Below are 20,563 nucleotides of genomic sequence, written 5' to 3' on the forward strand. Positions count from 1 at the left end.
GGATGGTTCGTCATGGACGCGCTCTACACCGCCGTCGCCACCGCAACCCACGGCCGTGAGGGCCGTGCCGTCACCTCCGACGGAAAGGTCGACGTCAAGCTGGCCCCGCCGGTGGAGCTGGGCGGCAACGGCGAGGGCACCAACCCCGAGCAGCTCTTCGCCGCCGGGTACGCCGCCTGCTTCGGCGGCGCCCTCGGACTCGTCGGCCGCAAGGCCAAGGTGGACGTCTCGGACGCCGCCGTGACCGCCGAGGTCGGCATCGGCAAGCAGGGCGAGGGCTTCGGCCTGAAGGTCACCCTGCGCGTCGAGCTGCCCGACACCGTGGACCGCGAGACCGGAAGCCGGCTGGTCGAGGCCGCCCACCAGGTCTGCCCCTACTCCAACGCCACCCGCGGCAACATCGAGGTCGACCTCGTCGTCGAGTAGTCCGCGGCCCCTTTGGCCGCCCTCACGCCGACGTCAGCGCGTCCCGCCCGGCCGTCGGCTGACCCGGCAGCCGGATGGGACCGGCCGGCATCGGCTCGCCCAGCAGCAGCGTGCGCACGACCCGCTCGGCCGCCCGGCCGTCCTCGAACTCGCAGTAACGGGAGCGGAAGGCGGCCCGCAGCCGCGCCGACTCCTCGTCCCGCCAGCGGCCCGAGGTGAACAACCGGGCCAACTCCCGGTAGGAGCGGGTGACATGGCCGGGCGGCTCGGCGGTGATGTCGATGTAGGCGCCCCGGCTCGCCCGGAACGCGGGCCAGTCGTCGGCGAGCAGCGCGACCGGCCGGTCCAGGTTGACGTAGTCGAACATGACGGACGAGTAGTCGGTGACCAGCGCGTCCGCCGCCAGCAGCACGTCCGACAGGTGCGGTTCGTCCGTCGCGTCGAGCACGACGCCGCGCCGGGCCAGCTCGGTCAGCCCCATGCCCCGCGCCGGGCCGGCGGCCAGCGAGGGGTGCAGCCGCACCACCAGGGTGTGGCCCTCGCCGAGGTCGGCCGCGAACCGGGCCAGGTCGATCCGGTCCACGTGCCCGCCCCTGCGGTAGTCCCGGCGGGTCGGCGCGTACAGCACCACCGTGTGGTCGTCGGGGATGCCGTGCCGGCGCCGGAAGTCGCCGGGGCCGCCGTTGACCAGCACGTCGTTGCGCGGGCTGCCGGTACGGGCCGAGGCGAAGTGGCAGGGGTAGGCCCGCTCGTACACCAGCTCGGAGTGGCGGCCGGCGACCAGGCTGTGGTCCCAGCGGTCGGCGCGGCGCAGCAGCCGCGGCACGTCGACGCCGAGCCGGGCGCCCGGCTTGTCCAGCAGATCGGCGCCCAGGAACTTCAGCGGCGTGCCCTGGTGGGTGTGGATGTACACGCTGCCGGGCCGCTTGGCCGGGGCGGCCGGCCAGTCGGCGTCGCCGACGAGGAACGCGGCCCGCGCCATCACCCGCGCGCAGCGGAGGGTGCCCGCGACCACGTGCTCCACGTCCGGCGGCAGCAGCGCGGCCGCCTCGGCGTCCCGCACCACCCACACCCCGCGCAGGTGCGGGGCGATCCGCCGGGCCGCGTGGTAGACGGCCGCCGGGTCGCCCAGCATGCCCCGGTGCGCGGACGCCGAGTACACCACCAGGTGGGGGTCGAGGGAGCGGCGGGCGTGCAGGGCGGCCCAGCCGGTGCGGGCGCGGCCGGCCGCCGCCTGCCGCGCCGACTGCGTCAGCCGGGCCGCCCCGCGGCCGGCCCGTGCCGCCTGACGCCGCAGCCGGTAGCCGGTCCAGGTGCCCTCCAGCACGGCGACCTCGCCGTCCACCCGTGCGCCCTGCGGCTTCAGCCGGCGGAACAGCTCGGCCGTGCGCCGGAAGAACTCGGCCCGGTCGGCGGGCGGCAGCCGGTCCGGTTTGGCCAGGATGTCCAGGCAGTGCTCGCCCATCTTCCGGTGCAGGTACGGCCGCCAGTGCGCGAGCCGGGGCCGCGCGTCCAGGAACGCGAAGACCCGCTCGTACTGCTCGTGGACGTCGAAGTGCCTGCGGCTGGTGGTGGACAGGATGCTGCCCTGCCTGCGCTGCCGGTAGTTCAGGCAGATCCGGTCCAGCGCGGCGATCCGCCGGGCGCTGAGCAGCACCGGGAACGTCCAGGGGGTGTCCTCGTAGTAGCCCGGCGGGAACGCGAAGCCCTCCGCGTCGACGAACTCCCGGCGGTAGACCTTGTTCCACACCACCATCAGCAGGTCCAGGACGCGCGGGTACCCGGCCGCCGTGAAGGTGTCCGGGCCGGCCTCGGCGAGCACCCCGGCCAGCGCGTTGCGCCGGGTGCCGCCCCACCAGTAGGTGCGCGCGTAGTCGTACACGAGCACGTCCGGGTCGCCGGTCTCCGCCAGCCGGTCGGCGACGGCCCGCAGCGCGCCCGGGGTGAGCGTGTCGTCGCTGTCCAGGAAGAGCAGGTAGTCGCCGGTGGCGTGCGCCAGAGCGGCGTTGCGGGCGCGGCCGAGCCCCACGTTCTCCGGCAGGTGCAGCACCTTCACACGCGCGTCGCGGGCGGCGTACTCGTCCAGGATCGCGCCGCAGTCGTCCGGCGAGCGGTCGTCCACGGCGATCACCTCGACATCCTGGTACGACTGCGCGAGCACCGAGTCCAGGCACTCGGGCAGATACGCCTGCACCCGGTGGCAGGGCACGATCACGCTGAAGCGGGGCACGGTCAGCTCCTCACGAGGGTCGCGGCGGCCGGGGCGGGGACGCGCTCGGCGAGCGGGAGCACCGGCGCGATCGCCTCCGGCGGCTCGCCGAGCAGCACCCGCCGTACGACGCGTTCGGCGGCCCGGCCGTCGTCGAACTGGCAGAAGCGCGCGCGGAACGCGGCCCGCAGCGCCGCCGACCCGGCGCCCGCGTACGAGCCGTCGCGGAAGACGGCGGCCAGCTCCCCGGGGGTGCGGGCGACCGGCCCGGGCGGCTCGGCCGGCAGGTCGAAGTAGACGCCCCGGGTGCGCCGGTAGACGTCCCAGTCGTCGGCGTAGACGACGATCGGCCGGTCCAGGTTGGCGTAGTCGAACATGATGGAGGAGTAGTCGGTGACCAGCGCGTCCGCGGCCAGGCACACGTCCTCGGCGCAGCGGTGCGCGGTGACGTCGATGATCCGGTCCGAGTGCCGGGCGCCGCCCCGGTCGTAGAAGTAGTGGGCGCGCAGCAGGACCACGACGTCCTCGCCGGCCGCCCGGCAGAACTCCTCCAGGTCCAGGCCCGGTTCGAAGCCGGTGTGGTGGTCGCGGTGGGTGGGCGCGTAGAGCACGGCGAGCCGGCCCTCGGGGACGCCCAGCTCCCGCCTGACCCGGGCCACGTCGTCGGCGGTCGCGGTGTAGTAGACGTCGTTGCGCGGATAGCCGTACTCCAGCGCCTCCCAGGAGCCGGGGAAGGCGCGCTCCCACATCCGGGTGGAGTGGCGGTTGGCGGACAGGTTGAAGTCCCAGCGGCCGACCCGGCCGAGCAGCCGGGTGTAGCTGCCGGACCGCGCGGCCACCACGGGGTACGTCGACTGGTCCACGCCCATCGTCTTCAGCGGGGTGCCGTGCTGGGTCTGCAGGTGCACGCTGCCGGGCCGCTTGACCACGCCATCGGCGAAGTTGGCGTTGTTGATCAGATACGTGGCGCGGGCCAGCAGCTCCCAGGCGCGGTGCGAGCCGAGCACCGCGTACTCCACGTCCCGCGGCATGGTGTGCTCCCGGCCGGCCTCCACCAGGAACACCGACCGGATGTGCGGGGCGAGTTCGCGGGCCTTGGCGTGGATCGCGGCCGGGTTGCAGGCGTAGCCGCGGCCCCAGTAGGCGCAGTACACGGCCAGGTTCGGATCGAGGGGGCGGTGCAGGGCGGCGCGGTAGCGCAGCCGGGTGCGCACCGCGTGCGGGCGGGGCAGGGTCGCGGCGGCCCTGCCGGTCAGCCGGTTGGCCTCGCGCAGCGCGCGGAACGCGTCGTAGGCGCCCACCGCCAGCAGCCGGTGCTGCACCCCCAGGCTGCCGCGCGGCATCCGGTGCCCGGCCGGCCGGAAGCGCCGGTAGAGGCGGGCCGCGCGGCGGAAGAACGCCCGGTGCCCCGAGGGCAGCCGCTCCGGCCGGGACGCCGTCCTCAGCACCACCGCGAACAGCTGGTCGAAGAGGGGCCCGGTGCGCTCGGCGGGCAGGGCGCACCCGGCCGCCCGCTCCAGCACCAGCTCCACCTGGTCCAGCAGGGCGAGCTGTTCCGGCCCGGGCTGGTTCAGCCGGCTGCCCTGCCGGCGCAGCCGGTGCCGTACCACCACCCGGCGCAGCACCGCGATCCGCTCGGCGGCGAGCGAGGTCAGCCCGCCCCAGCCGACGTCGGTGAAGTGGCCGTCCGGGAAGACCAGCCGGTGCTCGGCGAGGAAGGCGCGCCGGTACACCGCGCTCCAGGCGGGCAGCCGGACGCCGGTCAGGTGCGGCAGCTCGGCGGGGGCGAAGGCGCCCTCGGGGGCCCGGGCGAGCAGCGGCGCCACCGGATTGGCCGGCTCGCCCTCCCACCAGGGGGCGCGTTCGTGCTCCGCGTACAGCACGTCCACCCCGGCGGTCCCGGCCAGCCGGGCGTCCAGGGCGGCGAGCGCGCCCGGCAGCAGCAGGTCGTCGCCGTCCAGGAACAGCAGATAGGTACCGCTCGCCGCCCGCATCCCGGCGTTGCGCGCTCCGCCGAGACCGGCCGACGGCGGCGAGTGGACCGGGGCCACCCGGGGGTCCCGCCCGGCGTACCCGGCGGCCACCTCGGCGGCCGGGGCGTCGGGCCCGTCGCAGACCGGGATCAGCTCCAGGTCGCCGAAGGACTGGCCGAGGACCGAGTCCAGGGCCTGGGACAGCCGGCCGGCGACCCCGTGGGAGGGGACGATGATGCTGAAGCGGGGCATTCTGCTCTTTCTGTCGTCTTGCGGACGCGGCCGGGCCGTCCCGCCGGACGCCAGGTGGACGGCCGGCTCGGGGCGGGCCGCGTCGAGCCGCGGGGCATGGGAACTCCCGGTGGGATCAACGGTGTTCGGCGGCCCCGGTGACGGGACGCGGGCCCCCCGGGCGCGGCACGGTGGCCAGCGCGGACCGGGTCGCGGCCGCGGCGGCGGACGGCACCGGCCGCCGCTCGGCGGGCGGCACCACCGGCGCCGGGTCGGTCCGCCCCAGCACCACGTGCCGTACGACCCGCTCGGCGGCGCGCCCGTCGTCCCACGGGCAGAACCGCTCCCGGAACGCGGCCCGCAGCGTCGCGGCCCGCGCGCCGTTCCAGTCGCCGCCGGTGAAGACGTCGGCCAGCCCCTCCTCGTCCCACCCCGTCTCGCCCGGCGGCACGGCCCGCAGGTCGACGTAGGCGCCGTGCACGGTCTCGTACGCCGCCCGGTCCCCGGTGTGCAGCACGATCGGCCGGTCCAGGGCCGCGTACTCGAAGAGCAGCGGCGCGTGGTCGGTGAGCAGCGCGTCCGAGGCGAGGCACAGCTCCTGGACGCAGGGGTGCGCGCCGACGTCGACGACCCGGGGACCCTCGACGGGCGCGTCCCCGGGCACGCGGGCCAGCAGCACGAAGCGCGGGCCCAGCCGGTGCGCGAGCAGTTCCAGGTCCAGCGGCGGGTGCTGGGTGCGGCAGTGCTCGCGGCGGGCGGGCGCGTAGAGGATCGCGACGGCGCCCGAGGGGATGCCCAGCCGGGCGCGCAGCCGGGCCACGTCCTCCCGGGTGGCGCGCTGGAAGACGTCGGTGCGCGGGCTGCCGTACTCCAGGGCGGTGTAGCGGCCCGGGTAGACGCGCTCCCAGGTGAGGGTGGAGTGCCGGTTGCCGGAGATCACGTGGTCCCACTGGTCGACGTCCCGCAGCAGCGCCTCGAAGTCCGTGCCGCGGGCCGCCGCCGGGCGTTCCTGGAGGTCCAGGCCGGTGTGCGCGAGCGGGGTGCCCTCCAGGGTGCGGACGAGGATCTGCCCCGGCCGCTTGCGCAGCCCGCGGGTGAGGTGGTCGTCGCCGACCAGGTAGCCGGCGCGGGCCAGTGCCGTCCAGTGGGCGGCCGTGCCGGGGGCGATGCGGCGCGCGCCGGGCGGCAGCGGGCCCCGGTAGGAGGGGTCGGCGAGCCAGGCGGTGCGCACGTGCGGGGCGTACCGCCCGAAGGCCTCCTCCAGCGCGGCCGGGTCGCCGCCGTATCCGCCGCCGGCGGCGAACACCGCCCGGTCGGGGCGCAGCGGCAGGCGCCGCTGGATCCGGTAGTGCAGCGCGAGCGCGCCGCGGCGCACGGCGCGCGCCAGTCCGGTCAGGGTGCGCTGCGCGCGCCGGCGGGCGGCCGCGGCCAGCAGCAGCGCCCGGAAGGTGCGGTGCAGCCCGAACCGGATCAGGACGTGCCGCCGCCGCAGCCGGGTTCCCGGCACCCGGTAGCGGCGGTGGTGGGCGCGGGCCCGGTGCAGGAACTCCCGGTGGCTGCCGCGCGGCAGCCGGTCCCGCCGGGTGAACACCACCCCGTAGTGGTCGATCATCCGGCAGAACAACTCCGGCTTCCAGTGACCCAGTTCGGGATGGTCGGCGACATAGGCGAAGACCCGCTCGTACTGGTCGAACAGATCGAAGTGCCGCCGGCTGGTGGTGGACAGGATGTTGCCCCGGCGGCGCTGCCGGTAGTGCACGCACACCCGGTCCAGGGTCGCGATCGACCCGGCCGTCATCAGCACCGGGAAGGTCCAGGGGGTGTCCTCGTAGTAGCCCGGCGGGAACGCGAAGCCCCGCTCGGTCACGAACTCCCGCCGGTACGCCTTGTTCCAGGCCACCATCAGCACCCGGAGCAGCCCCGGCCGGTCGGTCAGCGGGAAGGGCGCCGGGCCCCGCTCGGTCAGCTCGGCCCGGAGGTGGTTGCGCACCCGCCGGCCGTCCCAGTACGTGCGCTCGTAGTCGTACACCAGCACGTCCGGGTCGCCGGTCGCCCCGATCCGGTCGGCGATGGCCCGCAGCGCGCCCGGGGTGAGGGTGTCGTCGCCGTCCAGGAAGACCAGGTAGTCGCCGCTCGCCTTGGCCATGCCCGCGTTCCGGGCCCGCCCGAGCCCCCGGTTCTCGGCCAGGTGCACCGGCTTCACCCGGGGGTCGCGGGCCGCGTACTCGTCGATGATCGCCCCGCACGCGTCCGGCGAACGGTCGTCCACGGCGATCAGTTCGAGATCCGTGTACGACTGGGAGAGCACCGAGTCCAGGCACGCGGAGAGATACGCCTGGACCTGGTACGCGGGGACGATGACACTGAACCTGGGCACGGGACATCCATGGGTGTGCGGCGCGGGGCGTTGTGCCCGGAAACGGCCGATGGAGTGAATCGGTTACGTCCCGTACGGCATTCGGGGGACACCGGGCGAACGGCGGGGGGCGGGCCCTTCCCGGACCCACCCCCCTCAGCACACGACTCGGCCGGCGCCTACTTGACCGCGCCCGCCATCACGCCGGAGACGAACTGCCGCTGGAACGCGAAGAACACGGCCAGCGGGATCACCATGGAGATGAACGCGCCGGGTGCCAGCACGTCGATGTTGTTGCCGAACTGGCGTACCTGCGTCTGCAGCGCGACCGTGATCGGCTGGGTGCCGGACTTGGTGAACACCAGGGCCACCAGCATGTCGTTCCACACCCACAGGAACTGGAAGATGCCGAGGCTGGCGATGGCCGGTCCACCGAGCGGCATCACCACCCGGGCGAACAACCGCAGTTCACCGGCGCCGTCGAGGCGGGCGGCCTCCAGCAGTTCGCGCGGGATCTCCGCGAAGAAGTTCCGCAGCAGGAACACCGCGAACGGCAGACCGAAGCCGGTGTGGAACAGGACCACCCCGAGGATCGACCCGAACAGGCCGATCTTCCCGAACAGTTCGGCGATCGGGATGAGGGCCACCTGCACCGGCACCACCAGCAGGCTCACCACGCCGAGGAACCACCAGTCCCGGCCCGGGAACTCCAGCCACGCGAACGCGTATCCGGCGAGCGAGCCGATGACCACGACCAGGACCGTCGCCGGGACCGTGATCAGCACCGTGTTCAGCAGGGAGTGGGTGATGTCGCCGTTCTCCAGCAGCTTGCGGTAGCTGTCGAAGGTCAGCTGGGAGGGCTTGGTGAACACCGTCCACCAGCCGCTCGCGCTCATGTCGTCGGGCGAGCGCAGCGAGGAGATCAGCAGCCCGATGGTCGGCACCAGCCAGAACAGGCCGACGAGGACGAGGAAGACGCGGACGGCCCCGCCGCCCAGCCGCTCGGTGATCCTCGCGCCGAGCGAGGGCCGGGCCCGGACGGCGGGCGCCGGCGCGCGCACCTCGGTGGCGGTCGCCGTCATCGCCGCACCTCCCGTCGCAGCCGTCGGACGTTGAACAGCATCACCGGGATCACCAGCAGCAGCAGGAACACCGCGATCGCGCTCGCGACGCCCGGCTGGCCCTCCGCGAAGCCCCTGCGGTACAGCTCCAGGGCGAGCACGTTGGCGTCGTCCTGGGAGGAGCCGGGGGCGATGATGTAGACGAGGTCGAACACCTTCAGCACATTGATCATCAGGGTGACGGTGACGACCGCGAGGACCGGCGCCAGCAGCGGCACGGTGACCCGGCGGAACACCTGCCACTCGTTGGCGCCGTCCACCCGCGCGGCCTCCAGCAACTCCCGTGGCACGCCCGCGAGTCCGGCCGCGATCAGCACCATCGCGAAACCCGCCCACATCCAGACGTACGAACCGATGATCGCGGGGGTGACCAGCGCGGGACCCAGCCACTGCACCCCGTTGTACGGCTCCCGGAAGTTGGCGGCCGGCAGCCGCAGCCGGGCCCCGTCCGCCGCCGCGGGCAGCGTGAAGGTGCCGTCGTCGGCCGCCTTCGCCGAGGCCACCACCTTGCCGTCCTTCACCGCCTCGATCCGCATCCCCGGGTAGCCCACCTCGCTCGGGTCGGGCGCGCCGAGCCGGCCGACGCCCTTGCCGCGGGTGAAGTCCTGCCAGGTGGTGCCGGTCACCTTGCCCGGCTCGGCCTTCGCGGCCGCCGCCCGCTTCGCGCCGCCCGGCATCTTGTCGGGGGCGACGCCGACGAGCGGCAGGGCGACCGGCTGCCCGGCGTGCACCACGGCCCTGGTGACGAAGCCGCCGCCCTGGGCCACCAGCGGTGACCGGCGCCCCGGGTGCGCCATGGGGAAGGCCGAGGACTGGGCGAAGCTGTCGTGCACCGACACCCACACCGCGTTGGCGACGCCCTTGCCGGGGTCCTGGTCGTACACCAGCCGGAAGATGATCCCGGCCGCGAGCATCGAGATCGCCATCGGCATGAAGACGACCAGCTTGAACGCCGTTCCCCAGCGCACCCGTTCGGTCAGCACCGCGAAGATCAGCCCGAGCGCGGTGGACACGGTGGGCGCGAACACCACCCAGATGACGTTGTTCTTCAGCGCCGTGAGGATGCCGTCGTCGGTGAAGACCGTCCGGTAATTGTCGAGACCGGCGAAGCCGTGCCCCGAATTCGTACCGAAACTGCGGACGACCGAGTACCCGATCGGGTAGACCACGAGCGCGCCCAGCAGCACCAGCGCGGGCAGCAGGAACAGCACTGCCACGGTCTTGCGGGTGCCGGTCACGCTCTTGCGGGGACGGGACGCGGCGGGACCCGGTGGGGCCCCGGCCGCAGCTGCCGACGCCATCGCCGGATCAGCTCCCGCTTCCGTACGCGGCCGCCGCGTCCTTCTCCAGCGCGGCCTGGGCACCCGCCACGTCGCCGGGGTTCCTCAGGAAGTCCTGGAGGTCCTTCCACTCGCCCTTGCCCGGGGTGCCGCCGAAGGCCTGCGGCGCCTGGTCGGACATGTCGAAGCGGAAGTCGTCGCCGGACGCGATCAGCGCCTTGGCGATCTTCTGCTGGACGCTGTTCGGGTACGCCGAGATCGGGACGTTCTTGTTCGGCGAGAGGTAGCCGCCCAGCTTCGCCTGGATCGTTGCCGCCTGCGGGGAGGCGAGGAAGGTCATCAGGGCCTGCGCCGCCTTGGAGTCCTTCAGGACCACCGCCGCGTCACCGCCGGAGACCACGGGCGCGGCCGAGCCGACGGCCGGGAACGGGAACACCTTGGCGTCGGTGCCCACCTTCGCCTTGGTCTCACCGATGTTGACCTGCGCGAAGTCGCCCTCGTAGACCATCGCCGCCTTCGGCTGGTCGCCGCCGGTGAAGGTCTGGGTGACCGAGGCCGGGAACTCCGTCTGGAGCGCGCCCTTCTGGCCGCCCGCCAGGTAGTCCTTCTTGCCCCAGATCTGCGCGAGCGTCTGCAGCGCCTGCTTCACCGAGGGGTCGGTCCACTTGATCTTGTGCTGGGCGAGCTGGTCGTACTTCTCGGGGCCCGCCTGCGACAGATAGACGTTCTCGAACCAGTCCGTCAGCGGCCAGCCGTCCGCGCCCGGCACCGAGAAGGGCGTGACCCCGGAGTCGTACACCGCCTGCGCCGTGGTCAGCAGGTCCTTCCAGGTGGTGGGCTCCTTGGCGCCCGCGTTCTCGAAGACCTTGGCGTTGTACCAGACCAGCGACTTGTTGGCGGCCTTGTAGTAGATGCCGTACTGCTTGCCGCCGACCTTCCCGATGTCCTGCCAGCCCTGCGAGTAGTTCTCCGCCAGCTCCTTTTGGGCCTCGGGCCCGACCGGCTTGGCCCACCCCTTGTCCACGGCCTGCTTGATCGCGCCGGGCTGCGGCAGCAGCGCCACGTCCGGCGGCTGGCCGCCCGCGATCTTCGAACCGAGGAAGTTGATGATCGGGTCCTGGGCGGGCACGAAGGTGACCTTGGCGCCGGTGCGCCGCTCGAACTCGGCGAGCACCTTCTTGAAGTTCGCCTGCTCCTGGCCGGTCCACACGGCGGCGATCTCCAACCGCGCGCCGTCCAGTCTGGGCAGGGAGACCGCGTCCCCGGCGGGCGCCGAACTCCCGCCGTCCTTGCCGCCCTTGGCGCCACCGTCGTCCTTCTCCCCGCCGGAGCAGGCGGTGAGCGCGAGGCCCCCCGCGAGCAGGGCGGCGAGCACGGTGGTGGCCCTGCCGGTCCGGATGGTGCTGCTCTTGCTGCGCATCACTTCCCCGTTCGTCGTTCTCCGTTGAACGTCAGAACACTGTCCGTGCGCTCCGGTGTACGCCGGGCCGCTCGGGCTGGGCAAGAGCGCCTACGGTCCTGCGCGGGTGATCGTGACCGGCTCGTGACCGTGGCCGTATGCGCCTTCCGGCCGCCTACAGCAGGGAGGGCACCCGGGAGGCCGAGACCTGGCGGGCGGCGCGTTCCACGGCGCTGGCCAGGAGGGCCAAGTCGGTGGGACCGTTGCCGAGTTCGCGGACCGGTCGGCGGGCCGGCGGATCGCCCATGCGCTGCCAGTCCAGCGGGACGACCGTGGGCCGCTGGGTCGCGGTACGGGGGATGCGTCCGGTCACCCGGCCGCCCTGGAACTCCACCGCCGCGCCGTCCGGATGCGTCAACCGCCCGCGGCCGGGCGCCGGTTCGTCCGGGCCCTGCCTGACCGCGGCCAGTGTGACGCGCAGCGCGGCCCGGCGGGCCGGCTCGCTTTCCGCCGTACGGCCCCCAGGGGCGGCCGCCGCGACCAGGTGCACGCCCAGCCGCTCGCCCTCCCGGGCCACCGCCTCCAGGGCCCGCGTCACCGACCCGGCCGCGGGCCGGCCGGGCGCGCCGAGGGCGGGGGAGACCAGCGCGTCCAGGTCGTCCACGACCACCACCAGCCGAGGCAACGGCGGTACCTCCTCGGCGCGTTGCCGTACCGCCGCGCCCGGTCGCAGCCGCAGCGTGGAGCTGGGCGGCGCCTCGATGTCCCCGGCACCGGCCGGGGTGCGCTGCGCGACGATACGGCCGGAGACCGCGCGCCCCGCGTGCCACTGCGCGAAGTCGGTCCGGCCCAGCAGCTCCGCCCGCCGCTTGAGCTCCGCGCTCAGCGACTGGGCGAACTCCCGCATGCGCATCGGGTCGTTGGCGATCAGATGGGTGGTGACGTGGGGTATCTCCACACAGACCCGCAGACCCTCGGTGCGCCCGCCGCCCGTGCCGACGCCGTCCCGCCCGTCGATGAGCACCATGCCCAGCCGGTCCGGCCGCTCCGCGGCGGCCAGCGAGGCCACCACGGACCGCAGCAGCTCCGTGCGGCCGCTGCCGGGCGGCCCCTCGATCAGCAGGTGCGGCCCGTCGGCCACCAGGTCCGCGGTGACCGGGCCGTGCGGTCCGGCACCGAGCACCGCGCGGGCCCGGCCGCCCAGCGCCTCCGTGTCGTCGGCCGCGTCCGCCCAGCGGGCCATCAGCGAGCCCGGGGTGGCGCGGGCCAGCCCCAGCTCGTCCAGCAGCCGTGCCGACCGCGGCAGCGGCGTGGCCACCAGGGCCTGCCCCTCGGGGGCCGGGCCGTCCGGACGCAGCGGCGCCAGCGCCCGCGCGAACCGCTCCGCCCACGCCGGGGACACCGCGTCCACCGTGGCGAGCACACCGGGCTCCACCGGGCCGCCCGGCGCCACCCGCATCAGCTGGAGGGCGCTCGCCACGTCACCGCTGAGCAGCGCCACGGCACCGCAGTGCCGGAACGTCGGCGCCACCGTGCAGGCCGCCGCGTACGTCCGCCCCACCGGCGACGCGGCCGAGGCGGCCGGCACCTCGGCCAGACACACCACGTGCACGCCGACCCGCGGGCCCACCGCGGCCAGCCGCGCTAGGGCCTCCTGGAGCGCGGTGCCGCCGGGGTCGCCGTCCACCACCACGACGGTGTAGGGGCCGGGGAAGCCGCTCGCCGCGCCCAGTTCGGAGTCGTCCTTGGCCCAGGAGGGGCGGCGGGGGGAGGAGGAGAGGGGAGCGGCGGGCGCGGGCGGCTGCCGCCGGGGGTAGGGGGCCTGCGCCTGCGCCGGGATGCGCGGGGCGTTGACCGCCGTCGCCGTGTTGCCGCCGGCCGCGGTGAAGTCGTCCACCCGGCGCAGCAGTTCCCCGGTGCGCGCGGCCGCCTGCTCACGGTCGTAGGCGAGCAGCAGCCGGCAGTCCTGGCCGTGGTTCGGGCGGACGTGCGGGAGCCAGCCCAGCCAGGACCACTCGGCCGTGCGCTCCTCCACCGGACGGGAACCGTCTGCGCTGATCAGCACGATCTCCAGCAGGTCCGGCGAGTGCAGCGCGGCGAGCTGGGCCAGCACCGCGCGGGCCAGCCCGGACAGCCGGGGCCGGGGACCGGCGAGGCCCAGCGCGCCCGCCTCGCGCAGGGCCGCGGTCATCGGCACGGCGGGCAGCACGCCCGAGCCGTTCGGGGTGCTCCGGTCGGCGGTGCCGAGCCGTACGGTCAGGGCCTCCGGGTGTCCCGGACCGCGCTCCCACAGCCGGGGACCGGGGCCGAGCGCGGTCAGCAGCAGCGCGGCGGGATCGGGCCAGGTCTCGGGCCGCCGGGCGGCATCGGCGTCCGGGCCGCCGTCGGCCGGGGCCGCCTCGCCGTACGCCCGCGGGTCGGCCTCCGGCTGCTCCGCGCGCGAACCGGCCAGCCGCCGGGCCCACGCGCCGAGCCCCCGCCGCCGGACCGGCTGCGCCCCGCCGCCGACGCCGAACCGGCCCGCGTGGGTGTCCCCGCTCCCCGTGGCCGAGTCCTCGACCTGGTGGCCGGCGACGGCGGTCCCCCACGGGACGGAGCCGTAGGCGTGCGCGGTGCCGTCCGCCTCGGCGCGGCCGGCGACGGGAGGACCGAGGGGAGGGGTGGTGTCCGCGCCGGCACCGGGAGAGGTCCCCGGGGCGACCCGGACGCAGCCCTCGCCGTCGGCGACGACCCGCGGCCGGTCCCCGCCGGGAACCCCGCCGGCCGCGACCCGCAGCGCCGACTCGCCGACCCGCACAAGGCTCCCGGAGGGCACCCGTACCGGGCGCTCGCCCACCCGGGCCCCGTCCAGCGTCGTGCCGTTCGTGGAGCCGAGGTCGGCCACGGAGACCCGGCCGTCCGCGCCCACCGTCACCGCGCAGTGCAGACGGGACACGTCGGGGTCGTCCAGCGGTACGTCCGCGTCGGCGGAGCGGCCGATGGTGATCCGCCCGCCGTGCAGCAGGTGCACCCCGCCCGCGTCCGGCCCGGCCACCACGTGCAGCCGGGTGGGCGCGTCGTCCGGCCCGGGGTGCGGCTCGGCGGCCGCGGGCGCGCCCAGGGACAGGACGGCGCCGTCGACCAGCGGGGGCTCGCCGAGGACGGCGCGGCGCGGGTCGAGACGTACCGCGTCGGCGTAGAGCACGACGGCCGCGCCACCCGCGTCCCGTCCGGCGCCCTCTCCGGTGACCGCCCCGGCCAGCGCGGACGCGACCGCGGCGAGGTCGGTGCCCGCGGGCGCCGTGACCAGCACGTCGCGGCTCGCGGCACGGCCCCGCTGCGCGGGCGGGCCCAGCGGGTCTACGACGGTCAGCCGGATCTGCATCGGCGTCAGCGGTCCCTTCTGCGCGGGTCTGCGCGGGCGCGGACTACCCCCCACCCCACACGAGCACGTCGGCCAGTACGGGGAGCATCCTCGCACCTGCCGTCGACGGCGTGCCCGCCACCCGGCGAGAAGTGATCTTGAATGGTCGGCTCTGCCCCCAAAAGTGCCTGACCAGGATGGCGTCATCGATCAGTTGAGATCGGTCACGTACATCGGGTGGCAACCACCTGTCGAAGTGACGCGTCTTCCCTTCGAACATGGTCGGGAACGCTTACGTGGTGCCCCTTGGGGCGGCACTACAGTGGGTCGGAACAACCGGAACGCAAGGCAAGCAACAGCAACCAGCAGGGAGCGCGTGACGTGCGGCCAGTCGGCAGCAAGTACCTGCTTGAGGAGCCGCTCGGACGCGGCGCCACAGGCACCGTCTGGCGTGCCCGCCAGCGCGAGACCGCGGGCGAGGAGGCGGCCGTACCCGGCCAGCCGGGCGAAACGGTCGCCATCAAGGTCCTGAAGGAGGAGCTGGCGAGCGACCCGGACATCGTGATGCGCTTCCTGCGGGAGCGCTCCGTCCTGCTCCGGCTCACCCACCCCAACATCGTCCGGGTCCGCGACCTGGTGGTGGAGGGGGAGCTGCTGGCGCTGGTCATGGACCTCGTCGACGGCCCCGACCTGCACCGCTACCTGCGCGAGAACGGCCCCCTGACGCCGGTCGCCGCCGCCCTGCTGACCGCCCAGATCGCCGACGCGCTCGCCGCGAGCCACGCCGACGGCGTCGTGCACCGCGATCTGAAGCCCGCCAACGTGCTGCTCAAGCAGCAGGACGGCGAGATGCACCCGATGCTGACCGACTTCGGCATCGCCCGCCTCGCCGACTCCCCGGGCCTGACCCGCACCCAGGAGTTCGTCGGCACGCCCGCGTACGTCGCGCCGGAGTCCGCCGAGGGCCGCCCGCAGACCTCCGCCGTGGACGTCTACGGCGCCGGCATCCTGCTGTACGAGCTGGTCACCGGCCGTCCGCCGTTCTCCGGCGGCACCTCCCTGGAGGTGCTGCACCAGCACCTGAGCGCCGAGCCGCGCCGCCCCTCCACCGTCCCGGACCCGCTGTGGACGGTGATCGAGCGCTGCCTGCGCAAGAACCCCGGGGAGCGGCCCAGCGCCGAGAACCTGGCGCGCGGCCTGCGGGTCGTCGCCGCGGGCGTCGGGGTGCACGCGAACGCCGCCGCGATCGCCGCGGCCGAGGGTGTCGGCGCGCTGCTCGCCCCCGACCCGGCCCCGACCGCGGTGCCGGGCGAGCCCGGCGTGCCGGGAGCCGCCGACCCCACGCAGGTGCTGCCGACGAACGCGCCCCCGGGCGCCTACGACCCGAACGGCGCCACCAGCGTCCTGCCGCACACCGCGGGACCCGCGGGCGCCGCCGACCCCACCGCCGTCCTCCCGCACACCGGCGCCGCCGACCCGACGGCCGTGCTGCCGAGCACCGGCGCCGCCGACCCGACGGCCGTGCTGCCGAGCACCGGGCCGGGGCAGCAGGAGCCGGGGCCCGAGCAGCCGCACCCCTGGCAGAACCAGCTGCGCGCCGCCCGCGACCGCAACGAGCAGACGCAGGTCCAGTACCTCTCCCCGGAGGACGACCCGCTGCACCACCGGCCGCACCGCCAGGCCGCCCGCCCGCAGCAGCCGCAGCGCCAGGCCCCGCAGCCCCGGCCGCAGCAGCCGCAGCCGCGCGGCCGGCAGCAGCAGGGGCAGGGGTACCAGCAGGGCTACGGCCACGCCCCGCAGCAGCAGCCCCGGCAGTACGCCCCGCAGCCCCGGCAGTACGCGCCGCCGGAGCCCCAGCGGCCCGCGCGCGAGCCCCGGCCGCCGCGGCAGCGCAGCGCCAACCCGATGAAGATCCCCGGGCTCGGCTGCCTCAAGGGCTGTCTGTTCACGATCGTCATCCTGGTCGTGGCGAGCTGGCTGATCTGGGAGCTGACCCCGCTGCACACCTGGGTCGGCCAGGGGCGCGGTTACTGGCACGAGGTGACGCACTGGGCGGGCCAGGTGAGCGGCTGGGTCAAGGACCTCGGCGGCGGCAACTGACCGGTGGCGCGCCGGCAACCCACCCGTCGGGTAGGGGATTTGTCGACATCTGGCGGGTGATTTCCGTCGCCGCGGTGAAGGTTGGCTCGCCGGACGCGTAGCTTTGGCGACAACACGCGTCTGTAGGAGCAGTCTTGGCACGGAAGATCGGCAGCCGGTACACCGCGAACCAGATCCTGGGGCGGGGCAGCGCCGGCACGGTGTGGCTGGGCGAGGGACCCGAGGGCCCCGTCGCCATCAAGCTGCTGCGGGAGGACCTCTCCTCCGACCAGGAGCTCGTCGGGCGCTTCGTCCAGGAGCGCACCGCACTGCTCGGACTGGAGCACCCGCACATCGTCACCGTGCGCGACCTGGTGGTCGACGGCAACGACCTGGCCCTCGTGATGGACCTGGTGCGCGGCACCGATCTGCGCACCCGCCTGGAGCGGGAGCGGCGGCTCGCCCCCGAGGCGGCCGTGGCGATCGTCGCCGACGTGGCCGACGCGCTGGCCGCCGCTCACAGGGCGGGGGTCGTGCACCGGGACGTCAAGCCGGAGAACGTGCTGCTCGACATGCAGGGCCCGCTCGGCCCCGGCGGTGCCCACCCGGCGCTGCTCACCGACTTCGGCGTGGCCAAGCTGATCGACGCCCCGCGCCGGACCCGCGCGACGAAGATCATCGGCACGCCGGACTACCTCGCGCCCGAGATCGTCGAGGGCCTGCCGCCGCGGGCCTCCGTGGACATCTACGCGCTGGCCACCGTCCTGTACGAGCTGCTGGCCGGCTTCACCCCCTTCGGCGGCGGCCACCCCGGCGCGGTCCTGCGCCGCCATGTCACCGAGACGGTCGTGCCCCTCCCCGGCATCCCCGAGGAGCTGTGGCAGCTGATCGTGCAGTGCCTCGCCAAGGCGCCCGCGTCCCGGCTGCGCGCCTCGGAGCTGGCGGCGCGGCTGCGCGAGCAGCTGCCGACGCTGGCCGGGCTGCCGCCGCTGGACGTGGACGAGCCGGAGCCGGCCGAGCCGCCCGCCGAGACGGAACCGGCCTCCGCGCCCCCCGAGCGGGCCGAGTCGGTGCGCCGCCGGGGCGCGGTCTCCCTCGTGCCGGGCGCCCGCCCCGACTCCAACCGCGACACCCACACCTCGATGCGGGTCCCGGCCCCGGACGAGCTGGCCGGCGGTGCCCACGGCACGGCCCGCGCCCCCCGAACCCCCGGCGCCCCCCGCCCCGGCTCGGCCCGGCACCGCGCCGCGGTACGCCGCCGCCGGATCACCCTGGGCGTGGCCGGGGCGGCGGTCGCGGCGCTCGTCGCCGTCGGCGGCTGGTGGGCCTCCGGCTCGGACGACCAACCGCCCCGGGACACGCACAGCACGTCGACGCCGTGACTCCGCCGCGGGGCCGGCGGGGGCGGCGAGTGCGGTCGTCGGTGCGCGGCCGGGGCCCCGCCCGGACCGCCGTCCGGGCCAGGCGGCCGCGGGGAACCGCCTGAGCGGCCACGACGCGGGCGTACCCGCCGGACCGCCGCCGCCACCCCCGCGCCCGGAGCAGGTCGCTTGCCACAGCCGTTACGCTGGTTGCGTGGCAGTCGTCGATGTTTCCGAAGAGCTGAAGTCCCTCTCCTCGACCATGGAGTCGATCGAGGCCGTCCTGGACCTCGACAAGATGAGGGCAGATATCGCCGTGCTTGAGGAGCAGGCAGCGGCGCCGTCCCTGTGGGACAACCCGGACGAGGCGCAGAAGATCACCAGCAAGCTCTCCCACCTCCAGGCCGAGGTCAGGAAGGCGGAGGCGCTGCGCGGCCGCATCGACGACCTCGCGGTCCTCTTCGAGATGGCCGAGGAGGAGGACGACCCGGACACCCGCGCCGAGGCCGAGTCCGAGCTCACGGCGGTACGCAAGGCGCTGGACGAGATGGAGGTCCGCACCCTCCTGTCCGGCGAGTACGACGCCCGTGAGGCGCTGGTCAACATCCGCGCCGAGGCCGGTGGCGTCGACGCCGCCGACTTCGCCGAGAAGCTCCAGCGCATGTACCTGCGCTGGGCCGAGCAGCGCGGCTACAAGACGGAGATCTACGAGACGTCGTACGCCGAAGAGGCCGGCATCAAGTCGACCACCTTCGCCGTCCAGGCGCCCTACGCCTACGGCACCCTCTCCGTCGAGCAGGGCACCCACCGCCTCGTGCGCATCTCGCCCTTCGACAACCAGGGCCGCCGCCAGACCTCCTTCGCGGGCGTCGAGGTGCTCCCCGTCGTCGAGCAGTCCGACCACGTCGAGATCGACGAGTCCGAGCTGCGCATCGACGTCTACCGTTCCTCCGGCCCCGGCGGCCAGGGCGTCAACACGACCGACTCCGCGGTCCGCATCACGCACATCCCCACGGGCATCGTCGTCTCCTGCCAGAACGAGCGCTCGCAGATCCAGAACCGGGCCACCGCGATGAACGTCCTCCAGGCCAAGCTGCTGGAGCGCCGCCGCCAGGAGGAGCAGGCCAAGATGGACGCCCTCAAGGGCGACGGCGGCAACTCCTGGGGCAACCAGATGCGTTCGTACGTGCTGCACCCCTACCAGATGGTCAAGGACCTGCGCACCGACCACGAAGTCGGCAACCCCGAGGCCGTGTTCAACGGCGAGATCGACGGTTTCCTGGAGGCCGGCATTCGCTGGCGCAAGCAGCAGGAGAAGTAACTTTGTCGACATGACAACTGCCGCCCGCGAGGCGGCAGTTGTCGTTTCGCCCCAGTTTTACGACACGCTTACGGCTTCCAATTCCCCCTGAAAACCCCTTATCGGACAATGCGCTCGCAACGCCCTTGACGTTGCTTTGAAAAACCGAAAAGGTGACTGTGGCATGCGTGTCTTTGGGGCGCATGTGAACCGGGGGGACCGAATCACTCGACTCTGATTCGGGAATCGTCAGCTGCCTCCGTCGATCACGGCCGGCCCCACGCGCTGCCTCATTGACGAATCGCTACTGGGGGTAGCAAGTACATGACTAGGAAGACGCGGATCCGGATCGCCCGGGTCGCCGCGGGTGCCGTGGTCGCGGCCGGTGCCTCGCTGTGTGTCGCGGGTGTCGCCTCGGCCGACCCCGGTCCCATTTGTGACATCATCGTCACCCCTGACTGCCCGGACCCCGGCACGGGCGACCCGGACCCCGGCAACCCGGACCCGGGCAACCCGGATCCGGGCAACCCCGACCCCGGTAACCCCGACCCCGGTAACCCGGACCCGGGCAACCCCGACCCCGGTAACCCGGACCCCGGTAACCCGGACCCGGGCAACCCCGACCCCGGTAACCCCGACCCGGGCAACCCGGACCCCGGTAACCCCGACCCCGGTAACCCGGACCCGGGCAACCCCGACCCCGGTAACCCGGACCCGGGCAACGGCACCGGCGGCTCCGGCAACAACGGCGGCGGTCACGGCAACGGTGGCGGTCACGGCACCGGCGGCAGCGGCAACGGCGGCGGCTCCCACCACGGTGGCGGCACCGGCGGCTCGGGCACCGGCGGCGGCTCCGGCACCGGTGGCAACAACGACACCCCGCAGGGCGGCGGCAACGACAACGTCTCCCAGGAGGCGGGTTCCTCGGCCCTCACCGACACCGGCTCGGACTCCCCGAAGCCGCAGGGCGGCGGCAGCGGCAAGCAGCTCGCCGAGACGGGTGCCGGCCAGACCACCTTCCTGGTGATCGGCGCCGCGACGATGATCGCCGGCGGCATCGGCTTCCGCGTCCTGCCGCGCCTGGCGGGCCGGGGCGGCGCGGCCGCCTGATCGCGGTCACCGGCTGACGACACGCGTACGGGCGTACACCGACCGTACGCATGTCACGCACGGTAAGGGCCCGGAGCGTCACGCTCCGGGCCCTCAAGGCTTTCCGGGGCCTTCGCCGGCCCGCGGTCGCGGTCGCCCGTCCGCGGTCACGCGGTCTGGTGCGCCAGCAGCGCCAGCGCGGCGACCAGCACCGCCAGCAGCGCGATCAGCGCCATCGGGCTGACCCCGCCGAGGAGGCCCTCCTGCTGAAGACGCTCGCGGTTGGCGCGGCACACCGGGCACCGGCCCTCGCTCACGGGCGCCGCACAGTTCGCGCACACCAACCGGTCGTACGTCATGCGCTCGCCCTCCTTGCACCGGCCCTGTCGCTTCGTA

At 74.5% G+C, this 20,563-nt stretch carries 13 protein-coding genes; 5 read left to right on the forward strand and 8 right to left on the reverse strand.

What is annotated here, in order from left to right:
• Positions 1-12: 12 nt before the first annotated feature.
• Entirely contained in the window at positions 13-426 is a 414-nt protein-coding gene (locus HZZ00_RS03370) for an organic hydroperoxide resistance protein (RefSeq protein WP_070022683.1), read from the forward strand.
• Between the two features lie 22 nt (positions 427-448).
• Here the strand turns inward: HZZ00_RS03370 and HZZ00_RS03375 are convergent, their stop codons facing one another.
• The 7 genes from HZZ00_RS03375 to HZZ00_RS03405 all read right to left on the reverse strand — a co-directional run bounded on the left by HZZ00_RS03375 (position 449) and on the right by HZZ00_RS03405 (position 14,359).
• The gene (locus tag HZZ00_RS03375; protein WP_180330804.1) at positions 449-2,656 is read right to left on the reverse strand and encodes a bifunctional glycosyltransferase/CDP-glycerol:glycerophosphate glycerophosphotransferase; all 2,208 of its coding nucleotides are present in this window, start codon (positions 2,654-2,656) and stop codon (positions 449-451) included.
• Positions 2,657-2,658: 2 nt separating this feature from the next.
• Positions 2,659-4,860 (reverse strand): CDP-glycerol glycerophosphotransferase family protein, encoded by a 2,202-nt coding sequence (locus HZZ00_RS03380; RefSeq protein ID WP_180330805.1) that lies wholly within the window; start codon positions 4,858-4,860, stop codon positions 2,659-2,661.
• A 115-nt stretch (positions 4,861-4,975) separates the two neighbouring features.
• A complete protein-coding gene (locus HZZ00_RS03385) occupies positions 4,976-7,216 on the reverse strand; it encodes a bifunctional glycosyltransferase/CDP-glycerol:glycerophosphate glycerophosphotransferase (protein ID WP_180330806.1) in 2,241 nt (746 codons plus the stop codon).
• Positions 7,217-7,374: 158 nt separating this feature from the next.
• Positions 7,375-8,277 (reverse strand): carbohydrate ABC transporter permease, encoded by a 903-nt coding sequence (locus HZZ00_RS03390; protein ID WP_180330807.1) that lies wholly within the window; start codon positions 8,275-8,277, stop codon positions 7,375-7,377.
• On the reverse strand, positions 8,274-9,617 hold the full coding sequence (locus HZZ00_RS03395; protein ID WP_180330808.1) for a carbohydrate ABC transporter permease: 1,344 nt from the start codon (positions 9,615-9,617) through the stop codon (positions 8,274-8,276). Before HZZ00_RS03395 ends, HZZ00_RS03390 begins: the two co-directional genes overlap by 4 nt.
• 7 nt (positions 9,618-9,624) lie before the next feature.
• Entirely contained in the window at positions 9,625-11,016 is a 1,392-nt protein-coding gene (locus HZZ00_RS03400; RefSeq protein WP_180330809.1) for an ABC transporter substrate-binding protein, read from the reverse strand.
• Positions 11,017-11,170: 154 nt separating this feature from the next.
• Positions 11,171-14,359 carry an FHA domain-containing protein gene (locus HZZ00_RS03405; RefSeq protein WP_180330811.1) on the reverse strand — a complete coding sequence of 1,063 codons (3,189 nt, stop codon included), beginning with the start codon at positions 14,357-14,359 and terminating at the stop codon, positions 11,171-11,173.
• 360 nt (positions 14,360-14,719) lie between these two features.
• Here HZZ00_RS03405 and HZZ00_RS03410 point away from each other — a divergent pair, with 360 nt between their 5' ends.
• The 4 genes from HZZ00_RS03410 to HZZ00_RS03425 all read left to right on the forward strand — a co-directional run bounded on the left by HZZ00_RS03410 (position 14,720) and on the right by HZZ00_RS03425 (position 20,188).
• On the forward strand, positions 14,720-16,438 hold the full coding sequence (locus tag HZZ00_RS03410) for a serine/threonine-protein kinase (protein ID WP_180330812.1): 1,719 nt from the start codon (positions 14,720-14,722) through the stop codon (positions 16,436-16,438).
• 134 nt (positions 16,439-16,572) lie between these two features.
• The gene (locus tag HZZ00_RS03415; protein ID WP_180330813.1) at positions 16,573-17,799 is read left to right on the forward strand and encodes a serine/threonine-protein kinase; all 1,227 of its coding nucleotides are present in this window, start codon (positions 16,573-16,575) and stop codon (positions 17,797-17,799) included.
• Between the two features lie 193 nt (positions 17,800-17,992).
• Positions 17,993-19,099, forward strand: coding sequence for a peptide chain release factor 2 (gene prfB, locus HZZ00_RS03420; protein WP_180330814.1), 1,107 nt, complete (start codon positions 17,993-17,995; stop codon positions 19,097-19,099).
• A gap of 303 nt (positions 19,100-19,402) precedes the next feature.
• Positions 19,403-20,188 carry an LPXTG cell wall anchor domain-containing protein gene (locus HZZ00_RS03425; RefSeq protein ID WP_180330815.1) on the forward strand — a complete coding sequence of 262 codons (786 nt, stop codon included), beginning with the start codon at positions 19,403-19,405 and terminating at the stop codon, positions 20,186-20,188.
• 146 nt (positions 20,189-20,334) lie between these two features.
• Here HZZ00_RS03425 and HZZ00_RS03430 read toward each other — a convergent pair whose 3' ends face one another.
• A complete protein-coding gene (locus HZZ00_RS03430; RefSeq protein ID WP_180330816.1) occupies positions 20,335-20,526 on the reverse strand; it encodes a hypothetical protein in 192 nt (63 codons plus the stop codon).
• Between the last annotated feature and the right edge of the window lie 37 nt (positions 20,527-20,563).

This window comes from Streptomyces sp. NEAU-sy36 (assembly GCF_013423905.1).
GTDB lineage: Bacteria > Actinomycetota > Actinomycetes > Streptomycetales > Streptomycetaceae > Streptomyces > Streptomyces misionensis.